Source organism: Sporolactobacillus sp. PKPK-6 (genome assembly GCF_056678885.1).
Genome location: NZ_JBWXPA010000001.1, coordinates 541,619 through 556,816, shown reverse-complemented (window position 1 = coordinate 556,816; position 15,198 = coordinate 541,619). Strand labels below are relative to the sequence as shown.

The window sequence follows — 15,198 nt, the reverse complement described above, 5'->3', positions numbered from 1 at the left end:
TGTATCCTGTTACTGTTTGTTTTCGTCATTTTTTTGTTGCACAGCCTTTAGCAGAAAACCGAGCCACATGAAAAGAATGACGGCAAATGCGCAAAGCAGAGTAAAAAGCGGACGTGTGAAGATCATTCCTGCAACGATTCCGACCAAACTCATAGCTACAAGAAAAATAAGCAAATATATTGATATACGGAACATGTGATCACCTCATAAAGATATGATAAAGCGTATTAGGAAAAAGCACAAAGAAAACAAATAAAATGAAATTAAATTTCGATGGCAACAGAAAAAATTGACAACTAACGGTTTCTTGTGAGAGAATAATTTGCATGTGTATGTTTCGGCTATCTCACGCGAAGCGATTGGATATTATGAGGAGAGTAAAGAATAAATGACAAAATTTAGGGAAGAATTGCGGAATATCGCGATTATCGCACACGTCGACCACGGAAAAACCACTTTGGTTGATAAATTGTTGATGCAATCGGGAACTTTCCGTAAGAATCAGCACATTAACGAACGCGCAATGGACTCGAACGCAATTGAACGGGAACGCGGCATTACAATATTGGCGAAGAACACGAGTCTTTCTTACAAAGACCATACAATAAATATTGTGGATACGCCCGGGCACGCCGATTTTGGCGGTGAAGTTGAACGAATTATGAAGATGGTAGACAGCGTTCTTTTACTTGTTGACGCTTATGAAGGATGTATGCCGCAAACACGATTTGTATTGAAGAAAGCCTTGGAAGAACATCTGAAGCCAATTGTTGTCGTCAATAAGATCGATAAGCCAATGGCAAGACCTGCTGAAGTTGTTGATGAAGTTATTGACTTGTTTATCGATCTCGGTGCTAATGAAGATCAACTGGAATTCCCTGTTGTGTATACATCAGCTGTAAATGGTGTTGCGGGTACAGATCCGGAACATGTTGATCAGGATATGAGTGTTGTTTTGGATATGATTCTGAAATATGCACCTGCTCCGGTTGATAATCGTGACGAAAGCTTGCAGTTCCAAGTTACGATGCTTGATTATAACGACTATGTTGGCCGTATCGGGATCGGCCGTATTTATCGCGGCAAGATTAAACTTGGTGAAGAAGCTGTTTTGGTTAAAGATGCTGGAAAAAGTGTTGAAAAGTTCCGAATCACTAAGTTATTCGGTTATCATGCTCTGAAAAGAACAGAAATTGAAGAAGCATGCTCCGGAGATATTATCGCGATTACCGGTGTTTCGGATATTGATATTGGTGATACGATCAATGATGTCGACAAAGTGGACCCGCTGGCCCCACTGCGTATTGACGAACCGACCTTAAAAATGACCTTTCTGCCTAACACGAGTCCATTTGCGGGTCAGGAAGGCGATCATGTAACGAGCCGGAAGATTGAAGATCGTCTGATGTCTGAAATGGAACGTGATGTCAGTCTGAAAGTTGAATCCGCATCTGACTCTCATGATTCTTGGGTAGTGTCTGGACGTGGCGAACTTCATTTGTCTATCCTGATTGAAACGATGCGTCGTGAAGGCTATGAATTGTCTGTCTCGAAACCAAGCGTTATCACAAAAGAAGTTGACGGAAAGCTATGTGAACCTTATGAAGATGTTCAAATCGACGTACCTGAAGAATATTTAGGCGCAGTCATTGAATCAATGGGCAAACGTAAAGCTGAATTGAAAGACATGAGGCAGGAACAACCAGGACAGACACGTCTGACTTTCATAATTCCTTCTCGTGGCTTGATTGGCTATAACCGTCAGTTCATGGCCGATACACGCGGTTATGGAATTCTGAACCATACGTTTGATCACTTCGCACCGTTCATCAAAGAAGAAATTGGCGGACGCCGTAATGGTGTGCTCATTTCAATGGATCAAGGTCAGACAACTGCTTATTCTCTGGCGGCTCTTGAAGATCGCGGTGAAATGTTTGTGGGTCCTGGTGTCAATGTATATGAGGGCATGATCGTTGGTGAACATAACCGCGAAAGCGATTTGACGGTAAACGTAACGAAAGCAAAACACGCATCCAACGTACGTTCTTCCAATAAGGATCAAACGGTAACGTTGAAGGAAGCACGTAAATTGTCTCTTGAAGATTCACTATCCTATTTGAATGATGATGAATATTGCGAAATTACACCGAAGAGTGTGCGTATGCGCAAAAAAATTCTGAATAAGGGTGAACGTGAACGTTTCGAAAGACGTGGAAGCAAAATTCCTAAGTTTAATGGCTGATCTTCAAAACTTAAAACATAAAAAACGGCTGCGACTTTTAGTCGGCACCCAACAAAGAAGCATCAAGGAACATTCAGATTGGGCAGTCGGCAAATGTCAAGGAACGTATAAAAAAAACGGACAATCGGCGTAAAGCTGTTTGTCCGCTTTTTTTTCAGGCGAAGAAAATTTAGCGTTTTGCCTTGCTGGTACGACATTAAGGTCATAAGATCCGCGATTGGGTGATCAGGTTAGAGGCCAATCTGAGAAATAAACGGAAAAATTCCGCTTATCGAATCGAAAAACGTGAAAATGGAGGGCTTTTCTGTGCATAAGCGGAAAAATTACCCTTATTTACCTGTAAAACAGGCGCCATGATGCAAATAAGCGGAAAATCTCCGCTTATTTTACTCGTGTGCGCCCGGCATGGACGACAGCTTGGCGGTGAAAGTCCGCTATAGGCTTGGCAGTAGGGACTGTTAGCTAAAGGTAAGGGGTCCATTGTGAGGAGGAATCTGAAGGAAGCCGGAGGCAAAGCTAGGCATTGATCATGATGAATCCTTGAAACTGGCGGCGAGCCGAAAGGGATACTGGCGTCTTTCTCAGAAAAACGATGCACCGGGCTGTGACGAACAAAAAGCTCACTTGTTGGGGTATGAAAGATTGGCTTCAACAGTATGAGCGTCTGCACGCAAGCTAAGGAACCGCCGTATACGGATCCGTACGTACGGTGGTGTGAGAGGTCGGAGAAATTATCTCCTCCTACTCGATTAGTTAATTAAGGTTCAAAATGATTTGTTAGAAAACTTGCCGATTGGCAAGCCTTGGCGCAGACAGAGGCTTGGTTACGCTTACGCTCGTTTCTTTTAAATGTTGACTTATACTTTCCTACCAGTGTGAAATAGAAATGTCTGTTCAAGCACAGTAAAAACCGGGCGATTTCTGTCCGGTTTTTCTAATGAGGGGAGGATTAAGCTGTAAGGGTGACTGCCTCTATTATTTCTTTTCTATATTATGCATTTACAATTGGTCCGCAATTTGTGAATTGAAAATGATCAATTTCAAACTTTTCATTCTTTTGATTTATAACTTTGTGAACCATTTGTCTGCTTTCGATAAATTCATCGGTAACGATCACAAAAAATTGCTTGTCTCCTTTCAACACCAAATAAAATTCCTTATCTATATTTTTCACGTTGTTGATTATGTTAGGGATTCCGAATGGCGCATCAGTCAAAAATCCTACTAAGTTATCAATTATTTTTTCCTGTTTCGTATTCTTCTGAATTCCCATCAACGTATGAATTACGGCATTTGGATATTTTTCCCGCACAACCTTATCTTTTATTACTTTTTTTCTCTTCCTGCCGTATTGAGACAGGGTAATTGATTCCCTAATTATGGATTTTTCCAAACGTTCTTTATCGTCTAATAAATAATCAACACTAATGCCAAGTAAGTTTGAAATTAATTTTAAGTTTTCAACATCTGGAATGCCTTTGTCTGTTTCCCATTTTGTAACAGCCTGGCGAGATACCATCAGCTTGCTTGCCAATTCCTCTTGAGTAAGTCCACCCGCTGCTCTTGCCTCTTTAATTTTTTCACCTAAAGTCATAAAGTACTACCTCCTTAAATCGAACGATTCGAGCATTTAACTTGCTACACGTTCATTGTACTATGGAATTAATTTTTATTAAGAAACGCTTTGTATCATCTTTGCAACGTTGCGTAGCATTCCAAAATTAATATTTGGATGCCTACGCAAAGGTGAAAGGTGGCGGCATGGCAGAACTGACTGGGCACGAAGAACAGGCTCTGGCGTCGACTGTTTCCTTACCACGGGGAAAACACCTACCGAAATCAATGAGTCATTGTTCACGCTCCAGACAAGGGCAGCCGAAATTAAGTGCAGCAGGTAGAAGTCTATTATAGCTGTATTGGTGTGATTGTACTTCTGGAAATGAACGAAAGAAACAGCATACGCCATAGACCCAATTGACTATGGCGTATGCTGAACAAATACTTCTTTATTGTGGACGTAGCTTATAGCGCAAACTTTTTCTGTTCTCATCATAATTGACTGTTCTTTAATCAGGAACGTTTGCTTTTCTTTTTCTCTTCGCTTATAGGAAGGTGCAACGTAAACTTTCCGGTCGCCCAACGAGCGCGGGTCCGTTCGCCAATTCTTTTGTTGCACGAATCACAGAGATACGTATGAATCGGCCGATTTTTGAGCCGCTTAGCGATCGCGGATTGATTATCGATTTGACAGAGCTTTTCACATAGAGCGCATTTAACTTGCATGAAAAAACCTCCTTGGAGATAGTATAGCAGGTTTTGGTATAGTTAGTGAAGTACGGCAGGCTAGAGCCGTGTGACTAGTTGATCATATACAAAGGTGAATTGTGATTAATCTTGCATTTTAGCATAACAGAGGGTAAGATAAAATTTAGGCAAGCAATTGAGACAAGGGGGGAGCAGAATGTCAGTCGAAATAAAGATAGGCAAACGAGAAAAAGCCTATGAATTGTTGCAGGCCGACGCACAGAAAATTCTGAAGCTGATAGGAGTGCAGATGGATAATTTGACTATGCCCCAATGCCCCCTGTATGAAGAAGTATTGGATACTCAAATGTTCGGTTTGTCCCGGGAGATTGACTTCGCGGTTCGCCTCGGTCTTGTGCGTGCAGATGAAGGCAGAGAATTGTTGAGCTCACTTGAGCGACAGGTTTCCGCGCTTCACGAAGCATCGACACAGAAATAATATCAAATTGCTCAAACTTGCAGCCAAATCGTTGGGTGTAGTTTGGGCTTTTTTGTCTGCCGAACATTGAAATAGTGCCAGGTACCAGATGTGTTGAGCTGGTTGCTGATTTGAAAGCGAACAGAACCAATCAATACGTGTAACAATGATCTCTGGAGGTTTCCCGGGATGTAACGATTATGGATCAGACAGGTGAATCTCATGTTGAAAAAGCTGTTGCATCATTATGATTATTCTTTTCTTGTGGTTATGGTGCTACTGGTTGGCTTCGGTTTAATAATGATTTATAGCGCCGGTTCTGTTTGGGCGGGTCTATTTTTTGAGCAGCCACAGCCACCTAGTTACTTTTTTCTTCATCAGCTGATGTGGGTAGTAGCAGCAATGCCTGCAGCACTTGTAGGCTTACTGCTTCCCTATCAAGCGTATCGGAAACTGGTCAAACCGCTGATTATTGTATCACTGTTTTTACTTTTAATGCTTTTTGGATTAGGAAACACTGTCAACAATGCACAATCTTGGTTTCATCTAGGTTCGTTTAATATTCAGCCTGCGGAGCTTGTAAAAATTACGGTTATTTTATATTTAGCATCTACTTTTTCTAATAAGCAGAATGCGATCGCCGACTTTAAAACGTCGGTTCTTCCGCCGCTCATCGTTGTTATGATCTTTTTCACTTTGATCGCTGTTCAACCGGATTTTGGTACAGCAATGATTCTGATCAGCATCTCAACGATTATGGTTCTTTGCGCAGGCCTTAGGACAAAACATCTTTTGTTTTTAGGCGGATTTGCCCTGCTTTTCGTTATGATCTTTTACAACAAATTTCTGAGCAGTAACCAATTGGGGCGTTTTACCGCTGCATACGATCCCTTTTCAGTTGCAGATTCCACAGGTCGTCAGCTGATTAATTCATATATCGCTATCGCCTCGGGCGGACTAACCGGGAGAGGTCTAGGGCAAAGTATCGAGAAAACAGGCTTTCTGCCCGAACCACAAACAGATTTTATTATTTCAGTAATAGGTGAAGAACTGGGTCTGCTCGGTATTTTGTTCGTTATTCTCTGTTTGGCTTATCTTGTACTTAGGGGTTTTGTAACGGCGATTCGATGTAAGGATGTGTTCGGCAGCCTGCTTGCGATTGGTATTTCAAGCATGTTGGCCATACAAACATTTGTCAATTTGGGAGCGGCTACGGGACTGCTGCCGATTACGGGTGTCACGCTGCCGTTTGTTAGTTATGGTGGTTCATCATTAATAATGATGATTTTTTCTGTATGTGTATTAATGAACATATCTGCATTTGTTAATATGAAAAGGTCGAACAGCAAAATAGAAGGGAAGAGAGAGATTGTTAAAGCAAAAAATTAAACGATTGTTGATTGCTAACCGAGGCGAAATTGCCATTAGAATTTGCCGTGCCTGCACGGAACTTGGTATTCGAACGGTTGCCATTTATTCCAAGGAAGACATTAGCTCGTATCATCGTTATAAAGCAGATGAATCTTATTTGGTCGGCCAGGGAAAAAATCCAATTGAAGCGTATTTAGATATTGAAAGTATTATTGAAGTGGCAAAAGCGCATCACGTTGATGCGATTCATCCCGGTTACGGATTTCTTTCTGAAAATGCTGACTTTGCGCGGCGTTGCGCAGAAGAAGGAATTATTTTTGTTGGTCCGAAATCGGAACATCTGACTACTTTTGGCGATAAAGCAGCGGCAAGAGAAGCAGCAGTCAGTGCAAATATTCCAGTCATTCCTGGTTCCGGCGGTCCGGTGACTTCGGTAGATGAAGTGAAAGAATTTGGAAGTACCCATGGTTATCCGATTATTATTAAAGCTGTGCTTGGCGGCGGCGGCCGTGGTATGCGAATTGTACGCAGCGCTCAGGGCGTTGAAGAAGCTTATGCAAGAGCGACCTCTGAAGCAAAGCAGACGTTCGGCAAAGAAGATGTCTACGTTGAAAAATATTTGGATCATCCACGTCATATTGAAGTACAGATTATGGCGGATCAATCCGGCGAAATTGTTCATCTCTATGAACGTGACTGTTCCGTGCAGCGACGACATCAAAAAGTTGTCGAAGTTGCTCCTAGTCGCGGACTTGGAGACAAATTGCGCCACGATATTTGTGATGCCGCTGTCCGATTAATGAAAAGTGTCAATTATTTGAACGCCGGGACTGTAGAATTTCTTGTGACACCATCAGGAGAATTTTACTTTATTGAAGTCAACCCGCGTGTTCAGGTTGAACATACAATTACAGAATTGATTACCGGTATCGATATTGTATCTTCACAGATACTTATTGCGGAAGGCTATGGATTGCACGAAGATCCTGTTCTTATTCCTGAACAGAAAGAAATCCGTACTTATGGTTATGCGATACAATGTCGCGTGACAACAGAAGATCCTAGCAATCAATTTATGCCGGATACAGGGAAAATTGTTGCTTATCGAAGTGGCGGAGGTTTTGGCGTTCGACTTGATGCCGGCAATGCTTTTACAGGATCAGTTATTACGCCGTATTATGATTCGTTACTCGTGAAGCTTTCTACCTCTGCACGTACATTCAAGAGCGCTGCGGTCAAAATGCTTCGCAACTTGAAGGAATTTCGGATCAGAGGAATTAAAACAAACATTCCTTTTTTAATCAACGTTGTCCAACATCCGGATTTTCTGGAGGGGAATGTGTCTACAACCTTTATTGACACAACTCCGGAACTTTTTGTATTTGATAAAATCCTTGATCGCGGAACGAAAATGTTGTCCTATATCGGCAACATTACAATTAACGGTTATCCTGGTATTCATAAAAATAAAAAGCCGGTTTTTGATGTTCCGCCGGTACCTGATGTTAAGTTGTCCGAGCCGTTTCCTGGGGGCACAAAGCAAATTTTGGAGCAGCATGGCGCACAAGGTGTAGCTGATTGGGTTAAAGCCCAAAAACAAGTGCTCTTAACGGATACAACGTTTCGCGATGCACATCAAAGCCTGCTCGCCACTCGTATGCGGACTAAGGATATTGTGCGGGTCGCAGCACAAACAGCGCATCTGCTACCGAATTTATTCTCAGAAGAAGCATGGGGCGGTGCGACCTTTGATACAACCTACCGTTTTCTAAGAGAAGATCCGTGGGAACGATTGAACAAAGTAAGAGCAAAAATGCCGAATGTTCTTCTCCAGATGCTGCTACGCGGATCCAACGCAGTGGGTTACAAGAACTATCCTGATAATTTGATTAAGGCATTTGTTAAAGAAGCAGCAAAGCATGGTGTCGATGTCTTTCGCGTGTTTGACAGCTTGAATTGGCTTGACGGTATGCGTGTCGCTCTTGATGCGGTTATTGAAAGTGGAAAAATTGCTGAAGGAACCATTTGCTATACAGGCGACATTTTGGATGCATCTCGGACAAAATATAATATGGACTACTATAAAAAAATGGCGAAAGACTTAGAAGCGGCCGGAGCCCATATTCTCGGAATCAAGGATATGGCAGGTCTTCTTAAGCCTGAAGCTGCTTATCGATTGATCTCAGAATTAAAAGATACAGTTTCACTTCCGATACATTTGCACACACATGATACGAGTGGAAATGGCATTTATACCTATGTTCGGGCAATTGAAGCCGGTGTCGATATTGTCGACGTTGCCATTGAAGCGATGGCAGGCATGACTTCTCAACCAAGTATGAATTCCTTATACTATGCGCTCGGTGCAAATGATCGGAAACCGGATGTTGATATTAATGCATTAGAATCGCTGAGCCATTATTGGGAAAAAGTTCGTCAATACTACTACCCATTTGAAAGCGGAATGAAAACATCGAATGCTGAGATTTACAAACTAGAGATGCCTGGCGGACAATATAGCAATCTTCGTCAGCAAGCAATTGCCGTTGGACTTGGCGATCGATTTGAAGAAGTAAAGGATATGTATCGCCGCGTTAATCTTTTGTTTGGCGATATTGTCAAAGTAACGCCGTCATCCAAAGTTGTCGGTGATATGACACTTTATATGGTACAGAATAATTTGAATGAAGACAGTATTTATGAAAAGGGGCAAACGCTAGATTTCCCTGATTCTGTAGTAAACTTTTTTAGTGGTGAATTGGGTCAGCCCTACCAGGGATTCCCAAGAGAATTGCAGCGTATTATTCTTAAGGGCAAGCAACCCTTGACGGATCGCCCAGGCAAACATCTTGAACCGATTAATTTTGCAGATATCCAAGCACGATTGGAAGAAAAATTTGAACGCAAGTTCAAATTTCATGAAGTTTTATCTGCGGCGCTCTATCCAAAAGTTTATACGGATTATCTGCATTTCTGCGATACGTATGGGCAGACTACTGTCTTGGGATCGCCAACATTCTTTTATGGACTCCGTCTTGGAGAAGAAGTTTCTGTTACCATTGAAGAAGGAAAAATGCTCGTTGTAAAGTTGATTTCAATTGGTCACCCGCAAAAGGATGGCACACGGACGTTGTATTATGAATTAAACGGTCAGCCACGCGAACTGTCTATAAAAGATATAAATGTCCAAGCATCCGAAGTAGCACACGCAAAAGCTGAAAAAGACAACCCAAATCAGATCGGTGCATCAATGCCGGGGACGGTTGTTAAAGTGCTGGTCTCCTCAGGCGAACGCGTAAAGAAAGGCGATCACCTGCTTGTTACAGAAGCGATGAAGATGGAGACAACCGTTCAGTCGCCAATTGACGGAACGATCAAAAAGGTGTATGTCAACGAGAACGATGTAATCGAAACAGGCGACTTAATGATTGAATTAAATTAATCCATTTTAATAAATGACAGACAAAAAGAAGAACCCAAGCGGATCAATGCTTGGGTTCTTCTTTTTACTAATGAATGATTTACTGAACGGATTCTCTGTGCGTTCTTGGTCTCCATCCAAAAAGAACAAGTATGGTCATCACTCCAAAGTAACCAGTGACAAATAGTGCGTGAAGGAGCAGAAACAACAAATTCATTTTTGTGGTTATGATGAAAATTCCCGATACTGCTTGCAGCGCGACAAAGATCAAAGAGATAAAGAGTAAATTGGACAGCAACAATTCATTCTTATATTTCTTGAGTGACACAACCAGGTTCCAAATCAGCCAAATCAGCAGAATTAGTGCGAGAACCCGGTGCAAATACTGAACACCGGCTTTGCTGATTAGCGGCTCAGGAAGCACATGCCCATTACATAGAGGAAAGTCTGTACAGCCGAGACTTGATTCCGTATGGCGAACAAAGGCACCGGAATAGATCAACACATAAGAGTAAATGCCAAGGAAAATAAAATTCCATTTCATTGGTCTACTCAAGGTGAGTCTAAACAGATGACGATCAGGTTCGATACTCTCGAAAACAAGACAAGTAAGGAGCAGCATACTTGCAAACGAAAGAAGTGATATACCGAAGTGAAGGGCAAGCACGACTGATGATTGTCCCCATACGACGGCGGCCATTCCAAGAAATGCTTGTAAAAAAATGAAGAAGACCGAGGCGATGACGAGAAAACGTCCGCTCCAGACGTGCTTAAAGCGAAACCATAGCCAGATTGCTTGAATGACAACAAGAATGGATGCGACGCCTGAAACTGCACGGTGACTGAACTCAATCCAAGTTTGGTGAGCATGTGCATCAGGAATAACTTGACCGTTGCACAACGGCCAGTTATTCCCGCACCCGTATTCAGAACCCGTATTGGTTACAAGGGCACCCATGAGGACCACAATTAGAACCGAAAGGCATCCTGCAATACTTAAAATTATTAATAAACGATCTTTCATATGTATCACCCGATTTCAAATTTAAGCATCGCTGTTTTTATGCTAAGCTCTGCATTCCTATTCTAGCAGAATGCGGAAGGATTCTAGAATGATTCGCTCAATTTGTTCGGAAAGATCCATGAATAGACAAACAATATACACATTTGCAAGCCATATGGTATTGACAATGTGATAATTATCATTGAGTAAAACAAAAGACAAAAGCTATTTGATCGTATATAATGTTAATTGAACAGAATTGTTGCTTCAAAGTACTTCTGAAAGGCTCTGCTGGCAGTTCATGTTTTGTCATGTACGTCAACGTCAGAGCTTTGATTAAATTGGCACTATACTATGCCTCTAAGAACAACAGTTAAATGCAATACCACCTTTTGATAAACGGTTAATGATTGTAACAATAGAGAAAGAAGGCTGTTTAATGAGAATAATCGGATCGGATGAACAGGCATTAGAATCAATTGATGTGACTCCATGTAGAAAATTTGTTCATGATGTACTTACTACTGTAAAAATAGGCATTGTAAATTCCAATTTGATGACTGCATTTACTGGTGTATGGCTTGCTTTATTTTTTAATGGAGAAAGTATTGGGACATGGACAGGATCTGTAGTTTTTGTTTTAATGGGTACTGCACTTGTCATCGCCGGGGGTTGCTCATTAAATAATTTTATTGATCGAGACATTGATCCTCTAATGGAACGGACACATGAACGACCGTCCGCAACGGGGAAGATGAGTGGCAGAACTGTTTTGATCATGGGCTTGTCACTCTCAGTTATCGGCCTATTAGCCCTGTTTGCTGCATCGGTAACTGCAGCGGCATTTGGATTATTAGGGCTTCTTGTCTATGTACTTGTCTATACGATGTGGTTGAAAAGAAGCCATTCTATGAATACGGTTGTGGGCAGTGTTGCCGGTGCTGTACCGCCGATTATTGGTTGGGCGGCAGTGGATCCTTCACTTCAATCGCCAATACCATGGATTTTATTTCTTGTTTTGTTTTTATGGCAGCCGCCGCATTTTTTGGCTCTTGCAATCAAACGTGTTGAGGAGTATCGTCGTGCAGGTATCCCGATGCTGCCGGTTGTCGCTGGTTTCGAGATTACAAAAAGACAAATGATTTTTTATGTAGCAGCACTGGTACCAACCTCTTTGCTTCTTTACTCTCTTGGCCCTGTGTACGTTGTTAGCGCATTGCTATTAGGTTTTACATGGCTTGGACTCGCTATTTACGGATTGATGGCAAAAAATACCGTGAAGTGGGCACGGCTCATGTTCGTTTATTCCTTGAATTATATGACACTCTTATTTCTCATCATGATCGTTTCAACCTTTTTTTAATAAAATCAAACCTGAAGGTCGGAGGACTATTCTTCCGGCCTTTTTCACATCTTTTTGCCTGCTTAAAGGATTGTTCGCTTGATAAATAGAGATGAAAGTTTCTTCACTTTTTGTCTGATGATGAGCTATTAATTGAGTTTTTTCGCATACACATCAGGGACTAACCATACATTTAGGTGATTGTTTCTTGAAGGGGGTTCAGCGGTGCTGATTTTAACGGAGGCGCACGAACAAGATGCGGAACGGCTTTTTAGATTATATTGTGACATACACGGAGTGAGGAAAGAGCTAGGTTTTGAAATTGGAAAATTGAGCACTCAAGGATTTACAGAATTATTAAGCACAGCATCTCAGAGACGAGCTGCCTATTTTATAGCACAACACGAACGAACTGATATTGGCTTTGCTGCGATTCAAGGCCACGCAGCCAGTGAGATGGCACATCTTGCTTCTTGCAGCGTCGCCTTACGAGAACAATGGCAAGGCAGAGGATTTGGCAAAAAGATACTTAAAGATCTCGAAGAATGGTCCATGGATCACGAGCTGCTTAGGATCGAGGCATGTGTCGGTTTTGACAATCGAGCAGCTCTGCTTCTGTTTGGTACAACAGGATACAGAGTAGAAGGGATTCGAAAATCAGCATTTATGAGCAACGGGAAATTAAAAGACGGTTTTTATATGGCAAAGCAACTAACCACGCAAATCGAAGAAACAAAATAAATATAAATAAGGAACCTTTTTAGATAATTATAGTAAATGTATCATACAAAGCGGTCGGATGATTCGAATGTTTAGGAGCGTGAATTTTTGGAAAGGATGGGACTGGAAGTTCAAGGAGGAATTCGATTCGATGAAACTACCAGTCTTGTTCAAAGAACATCGTTCAATAATTATTATTCTTTCAATAGGTTTCATTGCTGTTTTAGCTCTCTACATTGGAACCTGGCATCCTGCATCAGCAAAAAAAGAGACGTATGGTCAAGTTGATCGGCAAATTTCTCCAGTTAATCAGCAGGAGAGGGAACTATTTACGATCATTAAACAACAAAAAACAGTGCATCAAGCCCTTACGGCGGACTGGAATTTGTTCCGAGTTGCAAGACTAGAAGCGAGACGAATAGCGTCTGGTCATGCAAAAAGTACAGAGGATGCAAGAACGATGCTTGGTTCACTTGGATACGATGAAAACACAGCTCAAATTTTAATGCTACAATCTGGCAATCCCGATGAATCGATAAGAACACTATGGCGAAATTCGAGACAGTCTGATTCGATCAAATCAGTAAGTACTGGCAGAAGGATCGGAACTGGTTTTGCGACAGGACGAGCAGGAAAAATATGGGTGGTTCTGCTTGCCAATGAACCGAAAAACAATTAACAGAATCAACAAAGAAAAACAGTGTAACAGATGAACTATCTGTCCGTTCAATACCAGGCTTGTTATAATGGAAGAAAGTTTTTGAGATTTAGAGGGGGAGAAGATGATGAGAAAAACAAATGTTATCATTTTCGCCATTGCGGTGATTGTATTTGCAGGCACATTTTTAATTAGTTTGGTAAGTCTCCCCTCAGATAGTACAACCTCTCCATCGAACAAGAATCGCCAGATGTCATTGACTGCTAATAAAGACTTTAAAGTTCCGGAGAGCGGTATACACACTTTGATGGGTAAAACGGAAAAACAAATAGTGCGTACATTAGGAAAACCTGAACGCGTTGATCCCAGTAAATTTGGTTATCGCTGGTTTGTTTACGGCAGAGCAAGTGAAAACTACTTGCAAATAGGCATCGATAATTCGACAAATCGCGTTACCACGATATACGCACTGGGAAAAAAATTGAAGACCAATCCGTTTACAATCGGTGACGAATCACAGAAAATATATGAAAAGGTGCCGATTGCGGACGAAGTCTCTTTAACTTATAAGGGAACAAAGATTGATTTTGAATTAAATGAAGAGGACATGATGGTGCGCCCGTTAATGAAATTCGGAAAAATATGGGTTCAGTTAAATTTTGACCATCTTTCTGATCGTCTAATTGGTGTTCGTTACATGAACACCGATGTTTTGGCTGTGCAGCATCCGTATTCAATGACCTATCAAGGAAATTTGCCCGAAACACCAACGCTTACCGAAGACCAATGGGCAGCCGTGAATCAAGGCGAGGATCAGGAGATCTTTGATGTCAGCAATGTACTTCGAATGAGATTCAAGAAAAAAATACTGCAATGGAACGAAGCGGCATATCAAGCTGCCTATAAGCATAGTAAAGAAATGAAAACTAAAAATTATTTTTCGCATGGATCCAAATGGTCAGGAGACCTTAAAGCACGATTAGAGCGTGAGAATATTAATTTCCAGACAGCCGGTGAAAATATAGCGGCCAAATATCCGGATGCCATTGCAGTAAGCCTTGGATGGCTAAACAGCATTGATCATCGCAAGAATTTATTAAATAACGATTTTACGGAACTCGGCGTTGGCTCTTATAAAAATTATTACACACAGGATTTCGTCAGGCCACTTATTCCCTGAATGAAACCTGTTTTTTTAATCATGATGCACACCTAGATCCACTGTTGCTTAAGATAATCTTAGGAAAACCTTTGGGGAGGTGTGCCCTTTGGCAGAAGAAAGAACAAATGCGGCAATTAAAAAATTTAAAAGCTTTTTACGCAGTCATCCGGAAATCGTTGAATATGTTCACGAAAACGGTATAAAGTGGAGCAACGTTTTTGATGACTGGGTAATCTTCGGTGAAAAAAACGATGTGTGGGAAAAATACGGCATGAACAGGGAAGAAACTGAGGAAGCTCCGGAGAAAAAAAAGAGTTCATCCTTTTCGCTTAATAAAATGCTAAAAGTGGTTGACACTATTGACACGAAACAATGGCAGGAACGCCTTGACACAATCAGCGGCGCTTTGACTGGAATTCAGTCGTTTATCGGTCAATTTCAACAAACGAATGAACAGGAAAAGCAGAATAATGGAAGTGGTCAGGATTCTGCAGGACAAACGTCAACTCAATCATCTGAAAATTCGCCCGGTCAAAATCCATTTTTCTTTTGAAAGG

Annotated in this window: 14 protein-coding genes; 10 read left to right on the top strand and 4 right to left on the bottom strand. The window is 41.5% G+C overall.

The window, feature by feature from the left end:
• Positions 1 to 9: 9 nt before the first annotated feature.
• The gene (locus AC1MBV_RS02715) at positions 10 to 195 is read right to left on the bottom strand and encodes a hypothetical protein (protein WP_255746106.1); all 186 of its coding nucleotides are present in this window, start codon (positions 193 to 195) and stop codon (positions 10 to 12) included.
• Between the two features lie 193 nt (positions 196 to 388).
• On the opposite strand from AC1MBV_RS02715, the gene typA reads away from it, so the two are divergent.
• Positions 389 to 2,242: a translational GTPase TypA gene (gene typA, locus AC1MBV_RS02710; protein WP_255746108.1), complete on the top strand. Its 1,854-nt coding sequence runs from the start codon at positions 389 to 391 to the stop codon at positions 2,240 to 2,242.
• Positions 2,211 to 2,375: a hypothetical protein gene (locus tag AC1MBV_RS02705; RefSeq protein WP_480947474.1), complete on the top strand. Its 165-nt coding sequence runs from the start codon at positions 2,211 to 2,213 to the stop codon at positions 2,373 to 2,375. Before typA ends, AC1MBV_RS02705 begins: the two co-directional genes overlap by 32 nt.
• Before the next feature lie 858 nt (positions 2,376 to 3,233).
• On the opposite strand, the gene AC1MBV_RS02700 is transcribed toward AC1MBV_RS02705, so the two are convergent.
• Both AC1MBV_RS02700 and AC1MBV_RS02695 read right to left on the bottom strand, forming a co-directional pair.
• Complete coding sequence (locus tag AC1MBV_RS02700; RefSeq protein WP_093671705.1) at positions 3,234 to 3,836, bottom strand: helix-turn-helix domain-containing protein; 603 nt, start codon at positions 3,834 to 3,836, stop codon at positions 3,234 to 3,236.
• 476 nt (positions 3,837 to 4,312) lie between these two features.
• Positions 4,313 to 4,525, bottom strand: coding sequence for a YlaI family protein (locus tag AC1MBV_RS02695; protein ID WP_093671707.1), 213 nt, complete (start codon positions 4,523 to 4,525; stop codon positions 4,313 to 4,315).
• A 178-nt stretch (positions 4,526 to 4,703) separates the two neighbouring features.
• Here AC1MBV_RS02695 and AC1MBV_RS02690 point away from each other — a divergent pair, with 178 nt between their 5' ends.
• The 3 genes from AC1MBV_RS02690 (at position 4,704) to AC1MBV_RS02680 (ending at position 9,777) form a co-directional block, all read left to right on the top strand.
• Complete coding sequence (locus AC1MBV_RS02690) at positions 4,704 to 4,985, top strand: Fpa/YlaN family protein (RefSeq protein WP_093671709.1); 282 nt, start codon at positions 4,704 to 4,706, stop codon at positions 4,983 to 4,985.
• 201 nt (positions 4,986 to 5,186) lie between these two features.
• Positions 5,187 to 6,353: an FtsW/RodA/SpoVE family cell cycle protein gene (locus AC1MBV_RS02685; RefSeq protein ID WP_255746112.1), complete on the top strand. Its 1,167-nt coding sequence runs from the start codon at positions 5,187 to 5,189 to the stop codon at positions 6,351 to 6,353.
• Complete coding sequence (locus AC1MBV_RS02680; protein WP_255746113.1) at positions 6,334 to 9,777, top strand: pyruvate carboxylase; 3,444 nt, start codon at positions 6,334 to 6,336, stop codon at positions 9,775 to 9,777. Before AC1MBV_RS02685 ends, AC1MBV_RS02680 begins: the two co-directional genes overlap by 20 nt.
• Before the next feature lie 79 nt (positions 9,778 to 9,856).
• On the opposite strand, the gene AC1MBV_RS02675 is transcribed toward AC1MBV_RS02680, so the two are convergent.
• A complete protein-coding gene (locus AC1MBV_RS02675) occupies positions 9,857 to 10,780 on the bottom strand; it encodes a COX15/CtaA family protein (protein ID WP_255746114.1) in 924 nt (307 codons plus the stop codon).
• Positions 10,781 to 11,198: 418 nt separating this feature from the next.
• Between AC1MBV_RS02675 and cyoE the strand changes: the two genes are divergently transcribed.
• The 5 genes from cyoE (at position 11,199) to ylbD (ending at position 15,194) form a co-directional block, all read left to right on the top strand.
• Positions 11,199 to 12,122 carry a heme o synthase gene (cyoE, locus tag AC1MBV_RS02670; RefSeq protein WP_255746116.1) on the top strand — a complete coding sequence of 308 codons (924 nt, stop codon included), beginning with the start codon at positions 11,199 to 11,201 and terminating at the stop codon, positions 12,120 to 12,122.
• Between the two features lie 204 nt (positions 12,123 to 12,326).
• Positions 12,327 to 12,842 (top strand): GNAT family N-acetyltransferase, encoded by a 516-nt coding sequence (locus tag AC1MBV_RS02665; RefSeq protein WP_255746118.1) that lies wholly within the window; start codon positions 12,327 to 12,329, stop codon positions 12,840 to 12,842.
• A gap of 130 nt (positions 12,843 to 12,972) precedes the next feature.
• Positions 12,973 to 13,500, top strand: coding sequence for a hypothetical protein (locus AC1MBV_RS02660; protein ID WP_255746121.1), 528 nt, complete (start codon positions 12,973 to 12,975; stop codon positions 13,498 to 13,500).
• A gap of 106 nt (positions 13,501 to 13,606) precedes the next feature.
• Complete coding sequence (locus tag AC1MBV_RS02655) at positions 13,607 to 14,659, top strand: CAP domain-containing protein (protein ID WP_255746123.1); 1,053 nt, start codon at positions 13,607 to 13,609, stop codon at positions 14,657 to 14,659.
• Positions 14,660 to 14,747: 88 nt separating this feature from the next.
• On the top strand, positions 14,748 to 15,194 hold the full coding sequence (gene ylbD / locus AC1MBV_RS02650; protein WP_255746124.1) for a spore coat protein YlbD: 447 nt from the start codon (positions 14,748 to 14,750) through the stop codon (positions 15,192 to 15,194).
• The last annotated feature ends 4 nt before the right edge of the window (positions 15,195 to 15,198 follow it).